Below are 22,481 nucleotides of genomic sequence, written 5' to 3'. Positions count from 1 at the left end.
GTTCGGGCGCTGGGACCGGTGCACCATCACCGCGGCGTTCCAGCGCATGTAGGCCCGGTAGCGGCGTTCGTATTCCTCGTTGCCGGGGAACTCCGCTTCCTGGTCCACCGGGATGGTGTTCACATAGTCCGTGGTGGTGACCATCGGGACCCCGACGCTCTGGGCGCCGGCACGCTGCAGGAGACTGCGCATGATGTACTGGGCACGCTCGGTGCCCTGTTCCCTGATCAGCGTATCCAGGGACTCAATCCATTCGGCGGTCTCTTCCGGATCACGATCAGGCAGCTGGTTAGTCAACCCGCTGAGGATATGGGAGGTATCTTCTCCTGCAGCCACGGCAGCCTCTTTTCATCTTTGAATGTCTGGGCTCTAAGTTTTCGTATTGTGAGAAAACATTCTTGCCATTCGAGATTATGCAGAAGCGGGCGGGTGGTCAAGGCGGTCCCGCACGGCCGGGTCCCCGGGGTGGGCGGAAAGCCCCTGCGGACCGATTGTGACAACCCGTCGGGGCGCCACTCCCTTGACCGTAAGGTGACCCAGGTCATAGAGTTATTCCACTCCTCAAAACCTAATTTCCATGTTATGGAATTACTTTCTTGGAAGCCCAGGCTTCCCCCAAACCCATCCCTTAGAACTGGAGAAGCAGATGCAGACGACCCCATCAGTCGGCGTCGAAACGGCTCCCAACCCGACAGAGTCGTCGGGCCAGCCGGTCCATCCCGCAACGGGCGTCGGAGCCCTGTGCGAAACAGCGAGCGCCGCGTCCGGCCGCACCATCAGCCCCGGCCTGTACAACATCGACCTTGCCCCGACGAAGCGGGAAGGCCGGCGCTGGACCAGCTACAGCATCTTCACCCTGTGGGCCAATGACGTCCACAGCCTTGGAAACTATGCTTTCGCCATCGGACTCTTCGCACTGGGCCTCGGCGGCTGGCAGATCCTGCTGGCCCTCGGCGTCGGTGCCGTCCTGCTGTTCGCCCTCCTGAGCTTCTCGGGTTTCATGGGCGTCAAGACCGGTGTGCCGTTCCCCGTCATGAGCCGGATCAGCTTCGGCATCAGGGGAGCCCAGATCGCCAGCCTCCTGCGCGGTGCTGTGGCAGTGGCCTGGTTCGGCATCCAGACCTACCTGGCGTCGGTGGTGCTTCGGGTCATGCTCGTGGCCATGGTTCCCTCGCTGAAAGAGTTGGACTCCAACTCGATCCTTGGGCTGTCCACACTGGGCTGGGGCGCCTTTGTGTTCCTTTGGATCGTCCAGCTGATTATCGTCAGCTTCGGCATGGAAATGATCCGCAAGTACGAAGCCTTTGCCGGCCCGGTCATCCTGGTGACCATGGCGGCCATCGCCGTCTGGATCTTTATCGAAGCCGGCGGCTCCATCGCCTGGTCTTCTGACAACGCCCTCGAGGGGGCGGACATGTGGCGCACCATCTTCGCCGGCGGCGCCCTGTGGGTGTCCATCTATGGAACCTTCGTTCTGAACTTCTGCGACTTCACCCGGTCCGCCGTCTCCAAGAAGGCGGTGGTGCGCGGCAACTTCTGGGGCATCCCCATCAACATGCTCCTCTTCGGCGCAATCGTGGTGGTCATGGCCGGCGGCCAGTTCAAGATCAACGGCACGGTCATCCAGAGCCCGTCGGACATTGTCCAGACCATTCCGAATACCCTCCTCCTGGTCCTGGCCTGCCTTGCGCTGCTCATCCTGACCATCGCCGTGAACCTGATGGCCAACTTCGTGGCCCCGGTCTACGCCCTGACCAACCTCTTCCCGAGGCACCTGAACTTCCGCAAGGCAGCCTGGGTCAGCGGCACCATCGGATTGATCATCCTGCCGTGGAACCTGTACAACAACCCGCTCGTGATCGTGTACTTCCTCGGCGGCCTCGGCGCCCTGCTCGGCCCGCTGTTCGGCGTCGTCATGGCCGACTACTGGCTGCTGCGCCGCGGCCGGGTCAACGTACTTGAGCTGTACACGGAAGATCCCGCCGGGGCGTACTACTACAAAAAGGGCTTCAACCCCCGGGCGATTATCGCCCTGGTCCCGGCAGCCGCCGTCGCCCTCCTGATCGCGTTCGTTCCGGCGCTCGAGGCGGCCGCCCCCTTCGCCTGGTTCTTCGCGGCCGGCATTGCCGCAGTGGTGTACTACTTCATCGCGGACCGCTCGCAGCGGCTGGAAGACGTCGACGGCGAATCCATCGCCGTCGTCAGCACCCACTGACGAACACCACCTGGCCCCACCGAAAACGGAAGACACCACCATGCGCATACTTGTCGCCAACGTGAACACCACGCAGTCCATGACGGACTCCATCGCCGCCCAGGCACGGTCCATTGCGGCGCCGGGTACCGAGATCGTCGGGATCACGCCGCGGTTCGGCGCGGATTCCTGCGAGGGGAACTTCGAAAGCTACCTCGCCGCGATTGCCGTCATGGACGCCGTGGTCAATTATCCGGAGCCGTTCGACGCCGTCATCCAGGCCGGGTACGGAGAGCACGGGCGGGAGGGGCTGCAGGAGCTCCTGGACGTCCCCGTCGTCGACATCACCGAGGCGGCGGCCTCGACGGCGATGTTCCTTGGCCACAAGTACTCGGTGGTCACCACCCTTGACCGGGCGGTTCCGCTCATCGAGGACCGGCTGAAGCTGGCCGGCCTCGATGCGCGGTGCGCGTCGGTACGGGCCAGCGGCATGGCGGTCCTGGAGCTGGAAGAGGAACCGGAGCGGGCCGTTGAGGCCATCATCGAACAGTCGCTGATCGCCGTCCGTGACGACAAAGCCGAAGTCATTGTCCTGGGCTGCGGCGGGATGGCAGGCTTGGACGAGGAGATCCGCCGGCGTGCGGGTGTCCCGGTGGTGGACGGAGTGGCGGCGGCTGTGACCATCGCTGAATCCCTGGTGCGGCTGGGGCTGTCCACATCCAAAGTCCGGACCTACGCCAGCCCGCGGCCCAAGTCCGTCATAGGCTGGCCCATAACCGCAGCGGATGTGCCCGCTGCGCCGTAGCCGCGGCCCTGACGGGCAGGCCATTAACGCAAGGAGCGACGAATGACTGCAACCCACCGGCCAGTACCACCCCACCGGCCGGGGCCGGTCGCCGTCGTGACCGGCGCGGGTTCCGGGATCGGCCGGGCAGTGGCGCGGCTCATGCTGGCCGAAGGCTACCGAGTGGTGCTGGCCGGCCGCCGTAAGGAGCCGCTGCTGGAGTCCGCGGCGGGGCACCGCCAGGCGCTGGCGGTGCCTTGCGACGTCACGGCGCCCGACGACGTCGAACGCCTTTTCGCTGCGGCCCGCCAAAAGTGGGGGAGGGTGGATGTCCTGTTCAACAACGCGGGGGTGTTCGGCCCGGCCGCGTCGGTGGACGAAATCAGCGTGGCCGACTGGGATGCGGTGGTGGCGGTGAACCTCACCGGTTCCATGCTGTGCGCTGCAGCTGCGGTGCGGGCCATGAAGGCCCAGGAGCCGCAGGGCGGCCGGATCATCAACAACGGTTCCATTTCAGCTCATTCCCCCCGGCCCCGGACGGTGGCGTACACGGTGACCAAGCACGCCATGACAGGCCTGACCAAGAGCATCGAACTGGACGGCCGGGAATTCGGCATCACGTGCGGCCAGATCGACATCGGCAACACGGCCACGGACATCATGGGCACCATCGGCGTGGACTCCGGCGCCCTGCAGGCTGACGGCAGCCGCCGGGTGGAGCCCACGTTCCCGGTGCAGGACGCCGCCCGCGCGGTGCTCCTGATGGCAGGCATGCCGCCCACGGCCAGCGTCGGCTCGGTGGTCATCACGGCAGCAGGAATGCCGTTCATCGGCCGTGGCTGACAGCAGGACAATCCACACTTTCCGCTGCGGAGACTGACGTGTGCGCCGGGGTTTCCCCAGGCAGGCGTCTGTTTCGGCAGCGGATTTTGTCTTCAAGATCATGTCCTGGATCATGAAGGTGGCGCCGATCGGTGCCTTCGGTGCGATGGCATTCATCATCGGCCAGTACGGCCTCGGTACCCTCGGCACCTACGCCAAGTTGATCGCCGCCTGCTACGGCGCAGCCATCGTCTTCATCGCGCTGCTGTTCCTCGTGGCCTGGGGGTTTGCCCGGGTTCCCCTCTGGCACTTCCTGAAGTACACCCGTGAAGAGTTCCTGCTGGCACTCGGCACTGCCTCCACCGAGGCTGTCATGCCGCGCATCATGACGAAGCTGACCAACGCCGGCTGCTCACGGGCCACCACCGGCCTGGTGGTTCCCACCGGCTATTCGTTCAACCTCGACGGCGCCGCGATCTACCTTTCGATCTCCCTGCTCTTCCTGGCGCAGGCATTCGGCCACAACCTGGACCTTGGCCAGCAGCTGGCCGCCCTCGGTGTTCTGCTCCTGACCTCCAAGGGCATGGCCGGAGTCCCCGGTTCCTCGTTCCTTGCGCTGTCCGCCACCGCGGCCGCCTTGGGAATCTTCCCGGTTGCCGGCGTGGCCCTGCTCCTGGGCGCAGACCGCCTGATGGATTCCATGCGGGTTGTGGTCAACCTGCTGGGGAACTGCGTAGCCACCTTCGTTGTCTCCAAGTGGGAGGGGCAGTTCGACCGCGGCGTCATGGTCCGTGCATTCCGCGGCGAAATCACCAACCACGACTCGGCCATCATGCTTGGCGTCGAGGATGACTTCGAGGACCAGGAACTTGAACGGATCAGCGGCGGAGAGGCGCCGTCGCCGAAGTTCCGCGGCGGTCCCAGCCCCGAAGACATCCCCGGATTCCAGATGAGCAGGCCCGGAGGCCACGCAGGTCCGCCTGAGCGCAGCTCGGCCGCTATCAACCACGAATAGGCGCCGGCCGTACAACCGGATAACCCGCAGAACCGCACTAAACGCAGAACCGCACTAAACGCAGCCCCGTCCCGGAACGCCGGGGCGGGGCTGCGCGTTGAACCGGGTTCCCGGCCAAGGTCAACTAACCTACAGCGGCAGCAGTTCCGAGAGGTCCGCCCGTAACCCCGATGCGGCTACCTTCCCGGACGCCACGGCATCGGCCCAGGCCACCTGCCCCGTCACCATTGCCAGCCAGGTGGCGGCGTCGCACTCAATGACGTTCGGGGGAGTGCCGCGCGTGTGCCGCGGGCCCTCCACGCACTGCGTCACGCCGAACGGCGGAACGCGCACCTCCACCGAGTTGCCCGGCGCCCGTGCCGTGACCTCCTCCAGCGAGTAGCGCACCGCCGTCGCGGTCACCGCCCGCGGAACGCCCGACGCCGGAACGCCCGACGCCGTAACACCAGGCGCCGTAACGCCTGACGCCGTGCCGGCGGCTTCCAGCCACGCGGCCAGGGCGGCGCGGCCTTCATCGATATCAATGCGTCGACGTGAAACAGCCATGTCAGTCCAGCAGTGCCGAGACAGCGTGGCCCAACCGGATCTTGCCCACGGGCCGTCCGCCGCCGAGCACGGGTTCCACCACTTTTTCCAGCACGCTGGAGACGCCCGGGATGTCCACCGCGCCGGAGGCCGCCAGCAGGGTCAGGCCCACCAGCGTGGTGGCGCGCAGGTTTCCGTCCAGCACCTTGATGGCCACGGAAACACCCGTGGTGGTGGCCATGGCCAGGACGCCTTCGGCACCGATCTTGGCGATGATCTCCAGTTCGTCCATCACGATCGTGTTGGGCTCGCCCTTGCCCTGGACGGCCCAAGGGTAGTCCAGCATGGACGTGGCGATGGTGGCGGCGCGGGCGTTGGAGTTCTTGTCCCCGGGGGCCTTGGCCAGCCGCGAGTATGCCCGCGCCAGTCCGGTCAGGGAGATGGCCGCCACCGGAGCGCCGCAGCCGTCGATGCCCAGGTGCGCGATCCGCTCGCCGGAATACTCCTCGATCGCGGAGCGGACCCGCTGCTGCAGCGGATGGTTGGGTTCAAGGTAGCTGTGGGTGTCCCAGCCGTTTTCCGTGCAGGCCCAGAGGAACGCGGCGTGTTTTCCCGAGCAGTTGAATGCGAGCTTGGACCTGCCCTGTTCGGACCGGATCAGCCAGTGGCGGGCGTTCTCGTCCTGCGGCCAGGCAGCGGGGCACTGCAGCTGCTCTTCCTTGACTCCCGCGGCCTTCAGCATCCCCTCCACCACGTCCATATGGTCCAGGGATCCCGTGTGGCTGGCGCAGGCCAGAGCAACCTGTGCGCCGCGCAGGGGAACCCCGGACTGCATTGCCGCCAGGGCCTGCAGCGGCTTCAGCGCCGAGCGGGCGTAGATGGGGGTGGTGATGTCGCCGAGCTGCGTGACCACCGTTCCGTCGGCGGCAAGGACCACGGCGGAGCCGATGTGCCGGGACTCAACGAAACCGCTTCGTTCCACGACTGCCAGTTCGACGGCGGACTCCACGGTGAATGTGGCATGCGGATTTTCTGGCATGGCTAAAGTCTATGGTGCCGTTACCGGAAAACCGGGCTATTGCACGGTCACCATCACCGACTGCCAGCCGGAGGCGCCGTCGGGCACGGGATCGGCGCGTTTGTCTGTCTGGACCTCGCCGGTGCCGTCCGTGGCACGGGCTTTGATGTAGTGCGGCCCCGGGGTGGCCTCCCATTCGAACGACCACTGCCGCCACGTCACCACCGATGCTTCGGCGGACAGCACGGCCTCGGTCCAGGGCCCGTCGTCGATCTGCACTTCCACCTTGGTGATGCCGCGGGTCTGCGCCCAGGCGGTGCCGCCGATGGCCACCTTGCCGGCCGGAACCTGCGCGAAGGACTTGGGCACTTCCACCCGGGCCATGGTCTTGATGGGGCCGCGCTCGGACCAGCCGCGGTCGGTCCAGTACGCCTTGCTGTCCGCGAAGCGGGTCACTTCCAGGTCAACAACCCACTTGGTGGCCGAGACAAATCCGTACAGGCCGGGAACAACCATGCGCACGGGGTACCCGTGCTCCAGCGGAAGGGGCTCGCCGTTCATGCCGATCGCCAGCATCGCGTCCCGGTCATCCTGAAGCACTTCCAGCGGAGTCGAGGCGCTGAAGCCGTCCTCGGAGGTGGAAAGCACCATGTCGGCTCCCTCAGTGGGGCGCGCCATCTTGAGGACCTCCCGGATGGGCAGGCCCAACCACCTGGCGTTGCCCGCCAGGTTGCCGCCCACAGGATTCGACACGCAGGTGAGGGTCACGTGGGACTCGATCAGCTTGGCGTCGAGCAGGTCCTGGAACGTCAGGGTGACTTCCTGTTCCACGAGGCCGTGGACGCGAAGCTCCCATTCCTCGGCGTTGATTTCCGGCACGCTCAGGGCAGTGTCGATCCGGTAGAACTCGTTGTTGGGGGTAATCCACGGCGTAACCCCCGGGGCGGCGGACTGCACGCCCGCCGGGACAGCGGGGGCTGCCTTGGCCGGCGACGGCAGCTGGAGTGATTCGCGGGCCTGGGCAATGTTGCTCCGTGCCGCGCTGATCAGCCGGCCGCCGGTGGCCGCGATGGCAGCAGACACTGCGGTGATCCCGCTGGCGGCGAAGAAGGCGCGGCGGGTGGTGGCCGGGCGTTCGGTGTCCTTGGCGGCAAGATCCGCGGCGACGCCGGGCCATGAACGCATCCGCCACAGCCGCGTGACCAGCAGGCGCAGAACCGCCAGTCCGGCCGCAGTGCCGATCAGCGACGGGATGGCGTCCAGCGGGTCAACCCCGGCCCGGGTAACGACGCTGGCAACGATCACACCGCCCATCAGGAGGACGCCGGCTACGCCCAGCGCCCACTTCCGGTAGGCCGCGACGCCCAGCACGCAGGCGAGCAGGAAGATGGTCAGTCCCATCCCCGCGAACAGTGCCGCCTTGTCATTCGTGCCGAAGGTGGCGATGGCAAAATCCTTCAGCCACGGCGGCGTGAAGTCGATAAACGTTGAGCCGAGGGCAATGAGCGGCGTTGCCCGCGCCGTGAAGAAGGCGCCGATCAGTTCCGCAACGGAAAGTACGACGGCGGCCGCGGCCACGCCTGCCAGCGCTGCCAGCGCGGTGGGACCCTTGAGCCAGTTCGTGAGCTTCTTCATGCCGGGGGTTCGTAGCTGCCGGCGTTAAGGATTGACGGGGCAGGTCACGGCTTAGGACCGGACCGGGTGCACAAAGTACCCTTGGAGACTGTGAAGGTACTCGTCATTGGCCCTGGTGGCCGCGAACACGCCATTGTCCGCTCCCTGCTTGCAGACCCCAACGTTTCCGAAGTCCACGCGGCGCCGGGCAACGCGGGCATCGGCAAGCTGGTCCCCACCTACGCCATTGACGGCAACGATCCGGACGCCGTGGCTGCCCTGGCCACCAAGCTGGGCGTGGACCTCGTGGTGGTTGGTCCCGAGGCGCCCCTGGCCGCGGGGGTTTCCGATGCCGTCCGCGCAGCCGGCATCCCGGTCTTCGGGCCCAGCAAGGCGGCCGCCCAGCTGGAGGCATCCAAGGCCTTCGCCAAGCAGGTCATGGCCGAAGCCGGCGTCCCCACCGCCATGGCGCGCGTTGCGAGCACCGCTGAGGAAGCCGCAGATGCGCTGGACACCTTCGGCGCCCCCTACGTGGTCAAGGACGACGGCCTGGCCGCCGGCAAGGGCGTGGTGGTCACCAACAACCGGGACGAAGCCCTGGCCCACGCCCAGAGCTGCTTCGATGCGGGCGGCTCCGTGGTGATCGAGGAGTTCCTGGACGGTCCCGAGGTTTCCGTGTTCGTCCTCTGCGACGGACGGAACACGGTGGCACTCTCCCCGGCGCAGGACTTCAAGCGCATCTTCGACAACGACGAAGGCCCCAACACCGGCGGCATGGGTGCCTACACCCCGCTGGAGTGGGCTCCGGAAGGCCTGGTCCAGGAAGTCATCGAGCGCGTGGCACAGCCCACGGTCAACGAGATGGCGCACCGCGGCACCCCGTTCGTCGGCGTGCTGTTCGTGGGCCTGGCCCTGACGTCGCGCGGCACCCGGGTCATCGAATTCAACGTCCGTTTCGGCGATCCCGAAACCCAGGCCGTCCTGGCCCGGCTCAAGACGCCGCTTGGTGCGCTGCTGCTGGCAGCTGCCAAGGGCGAACTGGACAAGGCGGAAGAGCTGCGCTGGTCCAGGGACACCGCAGTCGCCGTCGTCGTCGCGTCCGAAAACTACCCGGACACCCCGCGGACCGGTGACCGCATCCGCGGGCTCAAGAAGGTTGACGAGCTGGAAGGCGTCCATGTCATCCACGCCGGCACCAAGCTGGACGAGGAAGGCAAAGTGGTCTCCGCCGGGGGCCGCGTGCTCGCCGTGGTTGCGCTGGGAACCGACCTCGTGGAGGCCCGCGAACGGGCGTACGACGGCGTGGAACTGGTTCAGCTTGAAGGCGGACAGTTCCGCACGGACATCGGACGCAAGGCGGCCCGCGGTGAAATCAAGGTCATGGCCCCGTCCACCGGAACGCTGCCCGTGACGAAGACGAAGGCATAGCATGACTGAAAATTCCCCCCTCGAGTCGGCTCCCAAGGCCGGTCTGGACACCGCAACGCTGGACCTCCCGGGCTGGCGCCACGTCTACTCCGGGAAGGTGCGGGACCTCTACGTCCCCGCGGATGACTCCCTCGCGCAGCGGTTCGGCCAGGACTGCGTGCTGGTGGTGGCCAGCGACCGCATCAGCGCCTATGACCACGTGCTTTCCAGCGAAATCCCGGACAAGGGCCGCATCCTCACCCAGCTGAGCCTGTGGTGGTTCGACCAGCTTGACGTCGCGCACCACGTGCTGGCATCCACCGTGGCGGACGGCGTCCCGGCAGCGGTCGAGGGCCGCGCCATGATCTGCAAGAAGCTGGACATGTTCCCTGTGGAATGCATCGCCCGCGGGTACCTCACCGGCTCCGGACTCCTGGAGTACCAGAAGTCCCGCACGGTATGCAGCATCCCGCTGCCGGAAGGCCTGGTGGACGGGTCCCGCCTCAACGAGGCCATCTTCACGCCGTCCGCCAAGGCAGAGGTGGGGGAGCACGACGAAAACATCACCTACGACGCCGTGGTGGGCCTGGTGGGCGAGGACGTAGCCGGCCGCCTGCGTGAGCTGACGCTGGAGATCTACACCAAGGCCGAGGAAATCGCCCGCGGACGCGGCATCATCCTGGCCGACACCAAGGTGGAGTTCGGCTTCGACGTGTCTACCGGCGCCATCGTCCTGGGCGACGAGGTCCTCACCCCGGACTCCTCACGCTTCTGGGACGCGGCCACCTATGAGCCGGGCAAGTCCCAGCCGTCCTATGACAAGCAATACGTCCGCGACTGGCTGACGTCCGCCGAGTCCGGCTGGGACCGGGCCTCGGACGTGCCGCCGCCGGCGCTGCCGGAGGACGTGGTGAGCCGCACGCGCGGCCGCTACGTTGAAGCGTACGAAAAGCTCACCGGGCGGAAATTCGCCTGACTGATGTTGAGGCCGGGTTCGCCTAGCTGGCCTCGGCAGCGGCCTGGGCCGCGGCCGCGCGCCGCTGGGCGAGCTTGATCTCCAGCACGGCATCCATGGCCTGCTGGACACGGTCGGAGGCGCCGGCGGCGCTGAATTCCTGCTGCGCCTCCTCGAGGAGCACCAGGGCTTCGTCGGATTCCCCTGCAGCCTTGAGCGACTTCCCCAGCAGGAGCGAGACTTCGCCCGCCGTGTGACGGGCCAGGGCTTTCCGCTCGGCGTGGATCTCGCGCAGCTTCGCCACCGCTGCCGGGATGTCCCCCGTGAGGTACAGCCAGCGCGCACGGATGAAGGCCACTTCCAGCTGGTCCGTCTTGTTTCCGCCCACGATGGACAGGGCCAGTTCGGCGCGCTCGATGGCGGAGAGGGTCTCCGGTTCCACGATGCCCGAGGAAAGCCGCACTGCGGCGGAGGCCTTGTTGAAGCGGGCCCACAGCTCGATATCATTGGCGGGCGAGAGCAGCTTTGCGGCGCGTTCGTGGTACTTGATGCCCTCGGGATAGTCATGCCGCATGAAGGCCACGTTGCCAATCACCCAGGCAACCTCGCCGGCGAGCTGCGAGATGGATTGGTCGTCCATTTGGTCGTTCATGGCCTGGCAGTAGGTCCAGGCTTCGTCCAGCCGGCCGCTTTCGGCCAGCGCGCCGATGAGTGCGCGCAGGGCGCCGATGATCAGCGTTGACCCTTTCGGCAGCTGGGCGCACAGTTCCACGGCCTTCTGGGCATGTTCGACGGCGGTGGCCAGCTGGCCCTGTCCGTGGCACACCGCGGCGAGCATCTGGCGGGCGCGCACGCCCAGACCGGCTGACTCCGTGGCCATGGGGTGCTCCAGGAGGTGCTGCATGATGTTCTGGCATTCCTGCAGCTGGCCCTGCTTCATGAGGCACTCGGCCTGCATGTAGGTCATGTTCCACCAGGCGCTGGTGTTCTTGCCCTCGAGGGCTATCTGGGCGGCGGTGGCGGCGTGGGCGGCCGCAAGCGGGTAGTCCCGGAGGTCCCAGGCCTGCCGTGCGTAGAGCCCGGCCAGGACGTACTCGGCGTCGCTGACGGAGATGGGCTGGCTCCAGGCTTCCAATGCTTTGGGGGCCAGCTCGAGCCGGCGGGCTAACTCTTCGATAACATCGGCGGTGGGTTCACGCCGACCTGTTTCCAAGAGGGAGATGTAGCTGGGAGAATAAAGGTCCTTTCCCAGTTCTGCTTGCGTCAACCCACGTTCGAGTCGTTCGGCGCGGAGCTTCTCCCCGAATCCGTTCCCCACGGGTTTCCTCCTTATTCCGGACAGTCTTTATACCAAATGCTTGACAGTCTCTGTGGAAAACATTTTACAATGTATGTCAACAAGGGCAGTGCTGACTTTGTAACGAATCCGACTCGTATTGAGGAAACCTAATGTTGAAGAAGATCGCAGCCGCCGCCGCCTTGGCTGGCGCACTGGCATTTTCAGCCGCAGCCCCCGCAGTGATGTCTGCAGGTCCGATCGGCAACTGGGCGGATCAGTTGGGAAGCACCATCGCTATCGGTAACTGGCCGGACCCCATGCAGTTTGCCCAGGCCATCGGCAACTGGCCGGACCCCATGTCTTTCCCGTCCTACATTGGCAACTGGCCGGACCCGATGTAGGCCGCAAGTACAACCTCCCGCAAGGGATCACAGGCTCCGGGGCATGCGCGAACCATGTCCCGGGGCATTTTTTTTGCTCAAACGACGCAAGGGGAGTGTCATGAAGCGCAGGGAATCGAATGACTTAAGGCGTGCCTATGCGGTCTGGACCGTCGCGGGCACGTCGCTGATCGTGGCCGCCGTGGCGGGGTCGGGGATTGCCGCCGTGTTCGGCGGGACGGCCGACGCCGGAACCCTGGTGTGGGGGATCGTCGGCATCGCGTCACTGCTTGAGGCACTGGTGCTCTTTGGCTACGGACTGTGGCTCCGGCACCGGTACGTGGACCAGGTCCGGACGTACGAAACGCGAGGGGACTACCTGGAGGACGACGGCTCCAACCGTCCCGGGATTCCCCTGCTGGGCGATGGACAGGCCGGCCAGAGAACCACTTTCGACAGCCTCTGAAACTGGGCCCGCAGTCGGGAGGTGGCAAAGCAAAGAGGGCCTTCCGAATGGAAGACCCTCTTTGCTTTTGGTCGGGATGACAGGATTTGAACCTGCGACCTCGTCGTCCCGAACGACGCGCGCTACCAAGCTGCGCCACATCCCGATCCGTTGCTTCAAAAGCAACTTCACAAGAGTATCCGATTCCTGCCCCCATGTGAAATCGGCGTCCCTTTGGCTGGCCGAACGGCGCCGCGAAGCAACGCGAAAGCTAGACGAGTGAGTCCTTCCATGCGCCGTGCAGCTCGGCAAACCTTCCGCCGCCGCCGATCAGTTCCTCCGGGGTGCCGTCCTCCACCACGCGTCCGTCGTGGACCACCAGGACGCGGTCGGCCGTCTCAACGGTGGACAGCCGGTGGGCGATGATCAGGGCCGTGCGCCCGGCGTCGTGCCCTGCCACGCCCTCCAGCAGGCTGGCGAGCCCGCTCTGGACCAGGCGCTCCGAGGGGATGTCCAGCGAGGAGGTGGCCTCGTCCAGGATGAGCACTGCCGGGCGGGCCAGGAATGCCCGGGCAAAGCTGATGAGCTGGCGCTGGCCGGCCGAGACGCGGCCGCCGCGCTTGTTCACGTCAGTGTCGAAGCCTTCAGGGAGTTCCATGATGAATTCGTAGGCGCCGACGGCGCGGGCGGCCTCCTCGATCTCCTCGCGCGAGGCTTCCGGACGGCCCAGGGCGATGTTGTCCGCCACGGACCCGCTGAACAGGAAGGCCTCCTGGGTGACCATCACTACGTTCCGGCGCAGGTCCGGGGTGGTGAGGCTCCTCAGGTCCACGCCGTCCAGCGTCACCGACCCCTCGGACACGTCATAGAAGCGGGCAATCAGTTTGGCCAGCGTGGACTTGCCGGCACCGGTCTGGCCCACGAGGGCCACGATCTGCCCGGCCGGTATGTGCAGGTCCAGCGTGGGGATGACGACCGGTCCGTCGCCGTACCGGAACTCCACCCCGTTGAAGTCGATGGTGCCGCGGGCGTCGCGGAGCGCTACGGGGTTCTTGGGAGGCCGCACGGTGGGAACCTCCTCCAGCAGGCCGGAGACCTTCTCGAGGGCTGCCTGGGCGCTCTGGAACGAGTTGTAGAACATGGCCATCTGGTCCACCGGCTGGAAGAAGCGCTTGGTGGACAGGATCAGGGCCAGCAGCACACCCACGGCGAGGTCACCGCCCAGCACGCGGAAACCGCCAAACAGCAGCACCACGGCCACGCAGACATTGCCGATCAGCACCAGTCCCGGCTGGAAGACGCCGTTGAGGTTGATGGACCGGACGGTCACCTTGCGGTAGTCCTCGGACAGTTCGCCGTAGCGCTCGGCGTTTTCGCGTTCCTTGCGGAAGGCCTTCACTGCCCGGATGCCAGTCATGGTCTCCACAAAGTGCACGATCAGGCGCGCGGACACCACCCGGGACTCGCGGAAGGCGATCTGGGAGTGCTTCTGGTACCAACGCGCCAGGAAGTACATGGGCACGCCCGCGGCCAACACAATGAGGCCGCTGCGCCAGTCCAGCGCAAAGACCGTGATGGCGGTGAACACCATAAACAGCATCCCGGAGGCCAGCGAGCTGACGCCGGAGTCCAGGAGTTCACGCAGGGCCTCGAGGTCAGAGGTCTGCCGCGCGATGATCCGGCCGGACGTGTACTTCTCGTGGAACTCGAGGCTCAGCCGCTGTGTGTGCCGGAAGACGCGGACCCGCAGGTCCAGCAGCATCGCCTGGCTTAGCTTGGCCGTTGAGGTCACGTACAGTGCGGTGAGGCCCGCGGTGGCGACCGCCGCGGCGAGGTACGCGGCGCCGGTGAGGACCAGCGGCATGTTGTCCCCGGCCTGGAGTGCCGGCAGGGCGTGGTCAATTCCGAAGGCGATGAGCGCCGGTCCGGCCACCCGGGCGGCCTGTGAGAGGACCACCATGGCGATGGTGAGCCAGAACCTCAGCCGGACGGGACGGATCAGGGACCCCAGCAAGGCGAGCGACCGCCGTCGTACTGTTTTGCTTTCGCTTTTGCTCAGGTGCGCGTTGTCCTCGTTGGCGGTGCCGAAGGTGGCGGTGGTCATCGGGAAATCTCCTCGGACTCGTCCTCTAGTTCTGAGAGGTCAGACAGTTCGGAATCCAGATCCCGGGGTTCCGTTTCCAGGCTGGCGATCACGTAGCGGTAGTGCTCGTTGTGGGCCAGCAGCTCGGCATGGGTGCCGACGGCGGCAATCCGGCCGTCTTCGAGCAGCGCCACCCGGTCCGCCAGCGCCACGGTTGACGGACGGTGGGCGACGATCAGCGTGGTGGTGTCGGCAAGCACCTCGCGCAGCCGGGCTTCGACGAGTTCTTCGGTGTTGACGTCCAGGGCGGACAGGGGATCGTCGAGCACCAGTACCTTGGGTTTCGCCGCGATGGCGCGGGCCAGGGCGATGCGCTGCCGCTGGCCGCCGGAAAGGCTGAGGCCCTCCTCCCCGATCAGCGTGTCCAGGCCGTCCGGAAGGGAGTAGGCGAAGTGTGCCTGGGCAACGTCCAGGGCTTCCTCCAGCGCCTCCTGGCTCTTCTCGCTTGCTCCGAGCAGCACATTGTCGCGGACGGAGTTGGAGAACAGTGTGGTGTCTTCGAAAGCCACCCCCACCACGGTGCGCAACTGCTCGACGGAGAACCCGCGCAGGTCCACCCCGTCGATGGTGATGGAGCCGGCGGTGACGTCGTAGAGCCGGGGGACCAGCTGCAGCAGTGCGCTCTTGCCGCTGCCGGTGATGCCCACGAGGGCCATGGTCTCGCCGGGGCGGACGTCCAGGCTGACGTCCTTGAGGATCGGCTTGTCCGGTGCGTCCTCGAAGGCGAACGTCGCCGCGTTGAAGCTGAGCGCGCCTTTGAGCTGAGCGGGCTCCCGGGGCTGCTCCGGGCTGGTGATGGTGTTGGGTGCGTCCATGACCTCGAAATGCCGGTCTATTGCCGTCTTGGCAGTTAACGCCATGGCCAGCAGCATGCCGCTGAATTCCACCGGCGCGGCCACCACGGCTGCGGTGGCGAAGAACGCCACCAGCGAACCGATGCTGAGCTGGCCGTCCGCGGCCAGCATGATGCCCACCACCAGCCCGGCGCCGAGGGCGAGCTCAGGGAGCAGGGTAACCACCATGCTGAAGGTGGCCTGGTGTTTGGCCTTGGCGATCTCGGTCTGGCGGAGTTCCTCGGCCTGTTCGTTAAAGTTCTCCAGGGCTTCACGGCTGCGGCCGAACGCCTTGAGCACGCGGATGCCGTGCACCGACTCCTCGACGGTGGTGGCGAGGTCGCCGGCCTGGTCCTGGCTCCGGCGGGCCACCTTGCTGAACCGCGTCCGGAACCGGAAACCATAGATCATGATGGGCACGGCCGCGGCCAGGAAGATCAGTGCCAGTTGCCAGCTCATGGCAAACATGACGACGACGCCGATCACCACCGTCAGGGTGGTCACCACCAGCATGATCGCACCGAACGCCATCCAGCGCCGCAGGAAGTTCAGGTCCGTCATGGCCCTGGAGAGCAACTGCCCGGATCCCCAGCGGTCATGGAAAGAGACCGTCAGGTCCTGCAGATGCCCATAGAGTGACACCCGCATCCGGGTTTCCACAGTGGTTGCCGGGTTGATGACGAACTGGCGGCGGAGGGCAACCAGCCCGGCTTCGGCGATGCCCAGGCCCAGAATGATCAGGGAAGCGACCCACACGGCGTCCGTGGCGCCGCCCGGCCGGAGCGAATCATTGATGAGCACCCGGAGTACCTGGGGGATGGCCAGGGCCACGATGCTAGCCAGGAGGGCGCACATTAACCCCATAAGAAGCCGGGGGATGATCGGCCTCACATGGGGGTAGAGTCGGCTGATTGACGTGAAGAATGGAGTCTGCTTGGCCATGCCCGCTTCTTAAAGCTCAACTGCGAATGTAGTTTCCTTTAGCAACTACCCTATGCCATGGAGTGACGCCGTTCACAGGATTCCGCGGGGCGCGGGGATCTTGCCCAGTCATTGCGTTCTGTAATGGTTACCCCGGTGGTTGACCTTTTCGAAACTTGCCGCTCAGCGCTCTGTCAGCGTCAGGAGCACGGCCTCCGGCCGGCACGCGATGCGTACCGGTGCGAAGCGGGAGGTGCCGATCCCGCCGGAGACGTTGACCGGCGTCGTGCGTCCGTTGCTTTCCCAGTCGTTGAGTCCCTTGGCCCGCCAGGTGGGGATGTCGCAGTTGGCCACCAGGGCGCCGTAACCCGGCAGGCAGATCTGGCCGCCGTGCGTGTGGCCGGCGAGCAGCAGGTCCGCGCCGTCCTCGGTGAAATGGTCCAGCACGCGCTGGTACGGCGCGTGGATAACCGCCACGCGCAGGTGCGGCGTGTTGTCCTGCCCCCTTGTTCCGCGGGGCCAGCCGGCATAGCGCTCCAGCTTAAGATGCGGATCGTCCACGCCGGAGAAGTCAAAGCGCAGCCCTTTCAGCACCAAGGACTGGTTTCGGTTGGTCAGGTCCACCCAGCCGGACATCCCGAAGTAGGAGCGCAGCCGCGGCCAGTCGAGTTCCACGGGCTTCTTCTGGGCTTTTGAAGGCCCCAGCAGGTAGGACGCCGGATTCTTGAGGACGGGTGCGAAGTAGTCGTTGGAGCCGGGAACGAAGACGCCGGGAAAATCCATGAGGGGTGCCAGCGCCTCCAGCAGCGGGTCGATCGCCTTGACGTGGCTCAGGTTGTCCCCGGTGTTCACCACCAGATCCGGCTCCAGCTCCGCAAGGGACGACAGCCACTGCGCCTTCCGGTTCTGCCCGGGGACGAAGTGGATGTCGCTCAGGTGAAGGACCCGGAACGGGCCGAAACCTGCAGGAAGGATGGGCAGGGTTTCCTCGCGCAGGACAAATTGGTTCTTTTCCCACAGCCCGTAGCCTGCCGTTGCCAGTCCGGCTGCGGCGCCGGCTGCTGCGGTTACGGCAAAGCCGCGTCCGATGCTTCGGGCGCGGCTTGCCAGCGTTGTTTTGTCCCCCATCGGTGCGCTACCCGTTGCCTTTCCCGTTGTCCTTGTTGCTGGGCGCCGGAGCCGGGGCTGCGGTTGTGGGTGCCGGCGCGGGTGCCGGTGCACTGCCCTGCGTCCCCTGCGTGCTCGGGGTGGTCTGCCGAGTGGGCGTCCCGCTGATCATGTTGGACGGCGGAGCCGTGAAGGGGTTGGTGCCGTAAGCGGGCGCGACCTGCGACATGAAGTTCGAGAACATCGGCCCGGCGATCATGTAACCGTCAATTCCGGTGTAGAACTTGCCGTTGACGGTGACGTTCTGGCCGGCGCGGCCCTGGTCGCCGAGGGCGTCACCGAACCATGCAGCGGTGGCCAGGCCGGTGGTGTGTCCCACCACCCAGGTTGAGCCGTTGTTGTTGGACGTACCGGTCTTGGCCGCGATGGGGAAGTTGGTCTTGGTGGAAATCCGGGGCTGGATGAGCGAACCGGAACCACGGTTGAGGACTTCCTGGAGGGCGTAGTTCACGCCGCGGGCGACTTCCGGTTTGAGGGCATCGCGGCAATTCGTGGACTGGGCCGGCAGCTGGGCGCCGGTCTGGTCTGTCACCGAAGTGATAGCGATCGGGGCACAGTACTTGCCGTCGTTAGCGAAGGTGGCAAAGGCGCTTGCCATGGCCAGCGGCGACGTCTGCCTGGAACCTAGCAGGTTACCAATCGTCGTCATCGTGATGGGCGGGTTCGGGTTGGTGATCTTGCCCTCGGAGTCCCGCTGCGGAAGGCCTTCGTGCAGGCCCACGGCATCCACGACCTTCTGGATTCCGCACAGGTCCACCCTGGCGGCGGTGGCGAATGTCATGGTGTTGATTGAGTTGGCCAGGCCGTCGAGGACCGTCATGGAACGGTAGTAGCCCTCCTCGGCGTTCTGCAGGTCCTTCGAATCGCCGTTGGTGCTGTCGTACCAGCCAACGGTCGGGGTCTCGCACGTGTTCTTCCAAGGGAAGTTTTGTGGATAGCGACGAACCGCGCCGTTCAGGAGGGTGTTCATCGAATTGCCCTCGTTGAGCCATTCGGCAAACGTGAACGGCTTCATGGTTGAACCGGGCTGTGCACCGCCGAGGCCGTTGAGGTCGTTGCCGTTGGCGTCGTAGGCGTCCACGCTGAAGTTGAGCTGGCTGTCGAACTTGCCATCCCCGGCAAACCACACGGTGTTCTGCGCCATGTTGGTGATCTTGCCGGTGTTCGGCTGCACCGAAACCACCGCGGCCCCCCACTTGTCCGGGTTGGCGCCGGCGGACGCATCAACCTGGGCCTGCGCCGCGTTCTGGGCATTGGGGTCAAGGGTGGTGGTAATGGTCAGGCCGCCGCGGAAGATCTTCCGCTCGCGCTCCGTGGCATCGGCACCGTAGGCCGGATCATTCAGCAGCAGGTGCAGGACGTAATCACAGAAATACGGGGCGGTGGACGCATAGGCACAACCCTGGCGGGCCGGGGTGACCTTGGTTTCCACCGGGGCGGCGACCGCTGCTTCGTACTCGGGCTGCTTGATTTTGTGCTGCGTGTACATGGACTTGAGCACCAGGTCGCGGCGGTTCTTGGCGTTTTCAGGGTTGGTAATGGGGTCGTAGAACGACGGGCTGTTGACCACGCCGGCCAGCAGGGCAGCCTGCGGAAGGGTGAGGTCCTTCGCTGTGGTGCTGAAGAAGAACTTGGAAGCGGCTTCAATGCCGTACGCATCCCGGTTGAAGAACACGATGTTGAGGTAGCCCTCGAGGATCTGTTCCTTGGTGAACTTCTTCTCCAGGGCAATGGCCAGCTTCATCTCGCGGAGCTTGTCGCCCACGCCCTTGTTGACGCCGTTGAGCTTGATGTCTTCGGTGTTGCCTTCAGCTTCCAGCGACGCATTGATGACGTTGTTCACGTACTGCTGCGTAATGGTGGACGCGCCCTGCTTGTTGCCTCGGGCGGTGCTGACCAGCGCGCGCATGATGCCCGTGGTGTCTACGCCGCCGTGCTCGTAGAAGCGGCTGTCCTCAATGGCGATCACTGCGTCCTTGATGTATGGCGACATCTGGTCCAGTGAAACGCGGGTGCGGTTTTCGGCGTAGAGGTTGGCGATCACGCTGCCGTCGGAGGCGAGGATCTTGGTGGACTGGCTGGGCGGATCAACCTGCAGCTCCGCCGGGAGAGTGTCGAAGAATTCGATGGAGCCGCTTGCCGTGCTGCCTGAGACAGCTGCCGCAGGGACCAGCAGGCCCGCCACCAGGACACCACAAATAGCGCTCACGCCAAGGAAAGCGAGGATCTTTCCGAGGGTGGTGGCCGTGTCGAATAAAGGGTTCTTACCAGTCGCCATGTTTTCCACTTTACCGGCAAGGACTAGTCTTTAGCTCATGACCAAATGGGAGTACGCCACGATTCCGCTCATTATTCACGCCACGAAGCAGATTCTGGACCAGTGGGGAGAGGACGGCTGGGAGCTCGTCCAGGTAGTCACCGGTCCTGACGGCAACGGCCTCGTTGCCTACCTTAAGAGGGAGAAGCAGTAGTTATGACAACCCCTGCAGGCACGGCGCCGGAAGCCCCGGCCCACGCTGAAAATCCGGCCTCCGGAGCGGAACACGGAGCACCGGTTTCCGCCGTCGAACAGCGCCTGGCTGAGCTGGGACTGGCCCTTCCGGACGTTGCAGCCCCGGTGGCTGCCTATGTTCCGGCCGTCATCTCCGGCAACCATGTTTATACGTCCGGCCAGCTGCCCTTTATTAACGGCAAACTCGAAGCTACCGGCAAGGTGTCCACGGGCACCGAAGGCTACGCGGACGAACCCACCGTCTCTCCCGAGGACGCCAAGCGCTTCGCCGCTGTCTGCGCCGTCAATGCCCTGGCCGCGGTCAAGAGCGTGATCGGCGACCTCGACCGCATCACCCGGATCGTCAAGGTGGTGGGCTTCGTCTCCTCCGACCCCACCTTCACCGGACAGCCGGGAGTCATCAACGGCGCATCGGAACTCCTGGGCAAGGTCCTCGGCGACGCGGGCCAGCACGCCCGGTCCGCCGTCGGTGTGTCAGTGCTCCCGCTGGACTCGCCGGTCGAAGTCGAACTGATCGCCGAATTTAGCTAAGGCCGGTCACTTCCCTTGCCCCAGTTAGCCCGTCGCTTGTTTGTGCTGCCTCCCGATCTTGAGGGGGCAGCACAAAGCTGGCTCGAACACGGCGAGCGGACCCCGCGCGCCGCACGCCTGGCCTCCTCCGTTGTCCTCCTGCGTGACTCACCCACGGGACTCGAAACCTGGCTGGGCTACCGCCCGGGTTCATCCCCTCTGGGCGTCCTGGCTTTTCCCGGTGGTTCCCTGGAAGCCTCGGATGACGACGCCGTCGGCTGGCTTGGCCCCACGCCGCAGCACTGGGCGGAACAAATGGGAACGAACGACGTCGGGCTGGCGCGCCGCCACGTGGTGGGTGCCATCCGCGAACTCTTCGAAGAAACCGGCGTCCTCCTCGCCGGCCCGGACTTCTCCACCACAGTGGAAGCAACCTCCACCCCCGAATGGATGCGCGCCCGGATTGCCGTCGCCGAACAGGAGAAATCCTTCACGGACGTCCTGGCGAAGCGCGGGTTGTCCATCCGCACCGACCTGCTCAAACCCCTGGTCAACTGGCTCAGCCCCGACTTTGCGCACCGCCGCTTCAACACCCGCTACTTTGCCGCCACCGTGCCCGTGAACCAGCAGCCCACCCTGCTGGGAAGCAAAGGCGTGTGGGGACGCTGGGTCTGCGCCAGCAAAGTCATTGCCGAACGCGACACCACCGCGCTCGGCGACGAAGTGGGCCAGGAAAACACCGTGGGCCTGAAACTCGGCCAGCTGCTGGTGCCCGGCTCCGAAATCATGCTCGAAAAGATGGCTGCCGCCAACGGGTGCATCGCCTACCTGAGCTACAAGCGCAAGCCCCACGTGTACCAGCCGAAGCTTGTCGAAGAAGACGGCAAGCTGATGCTCGAAGTCGAAGCAGCCAAGACGGTGGCGGGAGAGCCGCAGCGCGAGCGGTAATTCGCTCGGTGCCGCTATGCGCCGCGGCTGGGTTCGCCTTTGCTGCGACGCTCTCTCAGTTGTTTTCGCCTTTGCTGCGACGCTCTCTCAGTTGTTGCCGCTTTTTCTGCGACGCTGTCTCATTTGTCGTCGCAACTTCGAGACGTGAACGGGGCCGGAAACACAGAAAGGCCCGAGGTTCGGCATACGGAGGCGTGCGTCAAAGCGACGAAGGAGCAGCACGCAGAGAATGCCGGCCTCGGGCCGGACGCAGATAAACCTAGCGGGAGCGCTGGCGGAGACGCTGCATGTCCAGGATGACCACGGCGCGGGCTTCCAGTCGAAGCCACCCGCGCTGCACGAACTCGGCCAGGGCCTTGTTCACGGTTTCGCGGGAGGCGCCCACCAGCTGGGCCAGTTCTTCCTGGGTTAGCTCGTGGGCCACCAGGACGCCGTCGGTTGCCGGGCGGCCGAAGCGGTCGGCCAGGTCCAGCAGGGCCTTGGCCACGCGGCCCGGCACATCGGAGAACACGAGGTCGGACAGCGAATCGTTGGTGCGGCGCAGGCGGCGGGCCAACGCCTGCAGCAGCTGCGCGGAAACCTCCGGGCGGGTGCGCAGCAGGGCGTTGAGGCTTTCGTTCTTCAAGCCGGCCAGGCGGGTTTCCGAGACGGCAGTTGCCGTGGCAGTGCGGGGGCTCGGATCGAAGAGGGCCATTTCGCCGAAGAGCTCGCCCGGGCCGAGGATTGCCAGCAGGGACTCGCGGCCGTCCGGGGACGTACGGCCCAGCTTCACCTTGCCGGAGACGATGAAGTAGAGCTGGTCACCCTGGTCGCCTTCGCGGAAGACCGAGGCTCCGCGTGACAGGTCCACCTCCGTGAGCTCGTCCGTGAGCAGGCGGAATGCCTCGTCGTCGAGCGTGGCGAATAGGGGTGCGCGGCGCAATACCTCGATGTCCATGAAATCTCCTGAGTAAATGTGTCGGCTGGGGCGCTTCAGCCATTGTTTCAGAATTTTGAAGGTTCTGTGACG

General features: G+C 65.6%; 19 protein-coding genes, 1 tRNA gene and 2 pseudogenes. 11 read left to right on the top strand and 11 right to left on the bottom strand.

The features are described from left to right. Positions 1-336 (bottom strand): annotated as a pseudogene (locus TV39_RS17250) (pyruvate dehydrogenase (acetyl-transferring), homodimeric type); the annotation flags it as partial. 310 nt (positions 337-646) lie between these two features. Here TV39_RS17250 and TV39_RS17245 point away from each other — a divergent pair. The 4 genes and pseudogenes from TV39_RS17245 to TV39_RS17230 all read left to right on the top strand — a co-directional run. After that, positions 647-2,215 (top strand): NCS1 family nucleobase:cation symporter-1, encoded by a 1,569-nt coding sequence (locus TV39_RS17245; protein WP_043483865.1) that lies wholly within the window; start codon positions 647-649, stop codon positions 2,213-2,215. A 40-nt stretch (positions 2,216-2,255) separates the two neighbouring features. Next, the gene (locus tag TV39_RS17240) at positions 2,256-2,999 is read left to right on the top strand and encodes an aspartate/glutamate racemase family protein (RefSeq protein WP_043483862.1); all 744 of its coding nucleotides are present in this window, start codon (positions 2,256-2,258) and stop codon (positions 2,997-2,999) included. Between the two features lie 42 nt (positions 3,000-3,041). After that, a complete protein-coding gene (locus tag TV39_RS17235; RefSeq protein WP_043483859.1) occupies positions 3,042-3,821 on the top strand; it encodes an SDR family oxidoreductase in 780 nt (259 codons plus the stop codon). 82 nt (positions 3,822-3,903) lie between these two features. Next, positions 3,904-4,815: pseudogene (locus TV39_RS17230) on the top strand (cation:dicarboxylate symporter family transporter); the annotation flags it as partial. 129 nt (positions 4,816-4,944) lie between these two features. Here TV39_RS17230 and TV39_RS17225 read toward each other — a convergent pair. The 3 genes from TV39_RS17225 to TV39_RS17215 are packed head-to-tail and all read right to left on the bottom strand — an operon-like array spanning position 4,945 to position 7,993. Further along, positions 4,945-5,361: a sterol carrier family protein gene (locus tag TV39_RS17225; protein WP_043483856.1), complete on the bottom strand. Its 417-nt coding sequence runs from the start codon at positions 5,359-5,361 to the stop codon at positions 4,945-4,947. Between the two features lies 1 nt (position 5,362). Continuing rightward, positions 5,363-6,379: an asparaginase gene (locus TV39_RS17220; protein WP_011693233.1), complete on the bottom strand. Its 1,017-nt coding sequence runs from the start codon at positions 6,377-6,379 to the stop codon at positions 5,363-5,365. A 36-nt stretch (positions 6,380-6,415) separates the two neighbouring features. Continuing rightward, positions 6,416-7,993: a molybdopterin-dependent oxidoreductase gene (locus TV39_RS17215; RefSeq protein WP_043483853.1), complete on the bottom strand. Its 1,578-nt coding sequence runs from the start codon at positions 7,991-7,993 to the stop codon at positions 6,416-6,418. A 90-nt stretch (positions 7,994-8,083) separates the two neighbouring features. Here TV39_RS17215 and purD point away from each other — a divergent pair, with 90 nt between their 5' ends. Continuing rightward, positions 8,084-9,400: a phosphoribosylamine--glycine ligase gene (purD, locus tag TV39_RS17210; protein ID WP_043483850.1), complete on the top strand. Its 1,317-nt coding sequence runs from the start codon at positions 8,084-8,086 to the stop codon at positions 9,398-9,400. Position 9,401: 1 nt separating this feature from the next. Beyond that, positions 9,402-10,355, top strand: a complete 954-nt coding sequence (locus TV39_RS17205; protein WP_043483848.1) for a phosphoribosylaminoimidazolesuccinocarboxamide synthase — start codon at positions 9,402-9,404, stop codon at positions 10,353-10,355. A 22-nt stretch (positions 10,356-10,377) separates the two neighbouring features. Here the strand turns inward: TV39_RS17205 and TV39_RS17200 are convergent, their stop codons facing one another. Further along, positions 10,378-11,652, bottom strand: coding sequence for a helix-turn-helix domain-containing protein (locus TV39_RS17200; RefSeq protein ID WP_043483846.1), 1,275 nt, complete (start codon positions 11,650-11,652; stop codon positions 10,378-10,380). Between the two features lie 131 nt (positions 11,653-11,783). Here TV39_RS17200 and TV39_RS17195 point away from each other — a divergent pair, with 131 nt between their 5' ends. Both TV39_RS17195 and TV39_RS17190 read left to right on the top strand, forming a co-directional pair. Further along, on the top strand, positions 11,784-12,014 hold the full coding sequence (locus TV39_RS17195; protein WP_043483844.1) for a hypothetical protein: 231 nt from the start codon (positions 11,784-11,786) through the stop codon (positions 12,012-12,014). A 100-nt stretch (positions 12,015-12,114) separates the two neighbouring features. Continuing rightward, positions 12,115-12,459, top strand: coding sequence for a hypothetical protein (locus TV39_RS17190; RefSeq protein WP_043483841.1), 345 nt, complete (start codon positions 12,115-12,117; stop codon positions 12,457-12,459). Positions 12,460-12,527: 68 nt separating this feature from the next. Here TV39_RS17190 and TV39_RS17185 read toward each other — a convergent pair. The 5 genes from TV39_RS17185 to TV39_RS17165 all read right to left on the bottom strand — a co-directional run bounded on the left by TV39_RS17185 (position 12,528) and on the right by TV39_RS17165 (position 19,780). Beyond that, positions 12,528-12,604 (bottom strand) — tRNA-Pro (locus TV39_RS17185). 105 nt (positions 12,605-12,709) lie between these two features. Continuing rightward, positions 12,710-14,542, bottom strand: coding sequence for an ABC transporter ATP-binding protein (locus tag TV39_RS17180; protein WP_043483832.1), 1,833 nt, complete (start codon positions 14,540-14,542; stop codon positions 12,710-12,712). After that, positions 14,539-16,356, bottom strand: coding sequence for an ABC transporter ATP-binding protein (locus TV39_RS17175; protein WP_043483829.1), 1,818 nt, complete (start codon positions 16,354-16,356; stop codon positions 14,539-14,541). Before TV39_RS17175 ends, TV39_RS17180 begins: the two co-directional genes overlap by 4 nt. Positions 16,357-16,518: 162 nt before the next feature. Then, complete coding sequence (locus tag TV39_RS17170) at positions 16,519-17,463, bottom strand: metallophosphoesterase (protein ID WP_043483827.1); 945 nt, start codon at positions 17,461-17,463, stop codon at positions 16,519-16,521. Between the two features lie 7 nt (positions 17,464-17,470). Then, positions 17,471-19,780 carry a transglycosylase domain-containing protein gene (locus tag TV39_RS17165; RefSeq protein WP_043483954.1) on the bottom strand — a complete coding sequence of 770 codons (2,310 nt, stop codon included), beginning with the start codon at positions 19,778-19,780 and terminating at the stop codon, positions 17,471-17,473. Between the two features lie 37 nt (positions 19,781-19,817). Between TV39_RS17165 and TV39_RS22175 the strand changes: the two genes are divergently transcribed. Genes TV39_RS22175 through TV39_RS17155 form a run of 3 tightly spaced genes read left to right on the top strand, consistent with a single transcriptional unit; the run spans position 19,818 to position 21,472 of the window. Beyond that, a complete protein-coding gene (locus TV39_RS22175; RefSeq protein ID WP_011693223.1) occupies positions 19,818-19,973 on the top strand; it encodes a DUF4177 domain-containing protein in 156 nt (51 codons plus the stop codon). Positions 19,974-19,975: 2 nt separating this feature from the next. Next, a complete protein-coding gene (locus TV39_RS17160; protein WP_043483824.1) occupies positions 19,976-20,545 on the top strand; it encodes a RidA family protein in 570 nt (189 codons plus the stop codon). A gap of 15 nt (positions 20,546-20,560) precedes the next feature. Then, complete coding sequence (locus TV39_RS17155) at positions 20,561-21,472, top strand: NUDIX hydrolase (RefSeq protein ID WP_043483822.1); 912 nt, start codon at positions 20,561-20,563, stop codon at positions 21,470-21,472. 259 nt (positions 21,473-21,731) lie between these two features. Here TV39_RS17155 and TV39_RS17150 read toward each other — a convergent pair whose 3' ends face one another. Next, positions 21,732-22,409, bottom strand: coding sequence for a Crp/Fnr family transcriptional regulator (locus TV39_RS17150; RefSeq protein WP_011693220.1), 678 nt, complete (start codon positions 22,407-22,409; stop codon positions 21,732-21,734). Positions 22,410-22,481: the final 72 nt, after the last annotated feature.

Source organism: Arthrobacter sp. SPG23, assembly GCF_000876655.1.
Taxonomy (GTDB): domain Bacteria; phylum Actinomycetota; class Actinomycetes; order Actinomycetales; family Micrococcaceae; genus Arthrobacter.
This window is presented reverse-complemented; position numbering and strand designations above follow the sequence as displayed.

Bases quoted from the DNA above. Each gene is read 5' to 3' on its own strand.
- TV39_RS17215 (WP_043483853.1), bottom strand. From the start codon at position 7,993: ATGAAGAAGCTCACGAACTGGCTCAAGGGTCCCACCGCGCTGGCAGCG.
- TV39_RS17150 (WP_011693220.1), bottom strand. From the start codon at position 22,409: ATGGACATCGAGGTATTGCGCCGCGCACCCCTATTCGCCACGCTCGAC.
- TV39_RS17245 (WP_043483865.1), top strand. From the start codon at position 647: ATGCAGACGACCCCATCAGTCGGCGTCGAAACGGCTCCCAACCCGACA.
- TV39_RS17180 (WP_043483832.1), bottom strand. From the start codon at position 14,542: ATGACCACCGCCACCTTCGGCACCGCCAACGAGGACAACGCGCACCTG.
- TV39_RS17220 (WP_011693233.1), bottom strand. From the start codon at position 6,379: ATGCCAGAAAATCCGCATGCCACATTCACCGTGGAGTCCGCCGTCGAA.
- TV39_RS17225 (WP_043483856.1), bottom strand. From the start codon at position 5,361: ATGGCTGTTTCACGTCGACGCATTGATATCGATGAAGGCCGCGCCGCC.
- TV39_RS22175 (WP_011693223.1), top strand. From the start codon at position 19,818: ATGACCAAATGGGAGTACGCCACGATTCCGCTCATTATTCACGCCACG.
- TV39_RS17175 (WP_043483829.1), bottom strand. From the start codon at position 16,356: ATGGCCAAGCAGACTCCATTCTTCACGTCAATCAGCCGACTCTACCCC.
- TV39_RS17170 (WP_043483827.1), bottom strand. From the start codon at position 17,463: ATGGGGGACAAAACAACGCTGGCAAGCCGCGCCCGAAGCATCGGACGC.
- TV39_RS17195 (WP_043483844.1), top strand. From the start codon at position 11,784: ATGTTGAAGAAGATCGCAGCCGCCGCCGCCTTGGCTGGCGCACTGGCA.
- TV39_RS17205 (WP_043483848.1), top strand. From the start codon at position 9,402: ATGACTGAAAATTCCCCCCTCGAGTCGGCTCCCAAGGCCGGTCTGGAC.
- TV39_RS17235 (WP_043483859.1), top strand. From the start codon at position 3,042: ATGACTGCAACCCACCGGCCAGTACCACCCCACCGGCCGGGGCCGGTC.
- TV39_RS17160 (WP_043483824.1), top strand. From the start codon at position 19,976: ATGACAACCCCTGCAGGCACGGCGCCGGAAGCCCCGGCCCACGCTGAA.
- TV39_RS17240 (WP_043483862.1), top strand. From the start codon at position 2,256: ATGCGCATACTTGTCGCCAACGTGAACACCACGCAGTCCATGACGGAC.
- TV39_RS17190 (WP_043483841.1), top strand. From the start codon at position 12,115: ATGAAGCGCAGGGAATCGAATGACTTAAGGCGTGCCTATGCGGTCTGG.
- TV39_RS17165 (WP_043483954.1), bottom strand. From the start codon at position 19,780: ATGGCGACTGGTAAGAACCCTTTATTCGACACGGCCACCACCCTCGGA.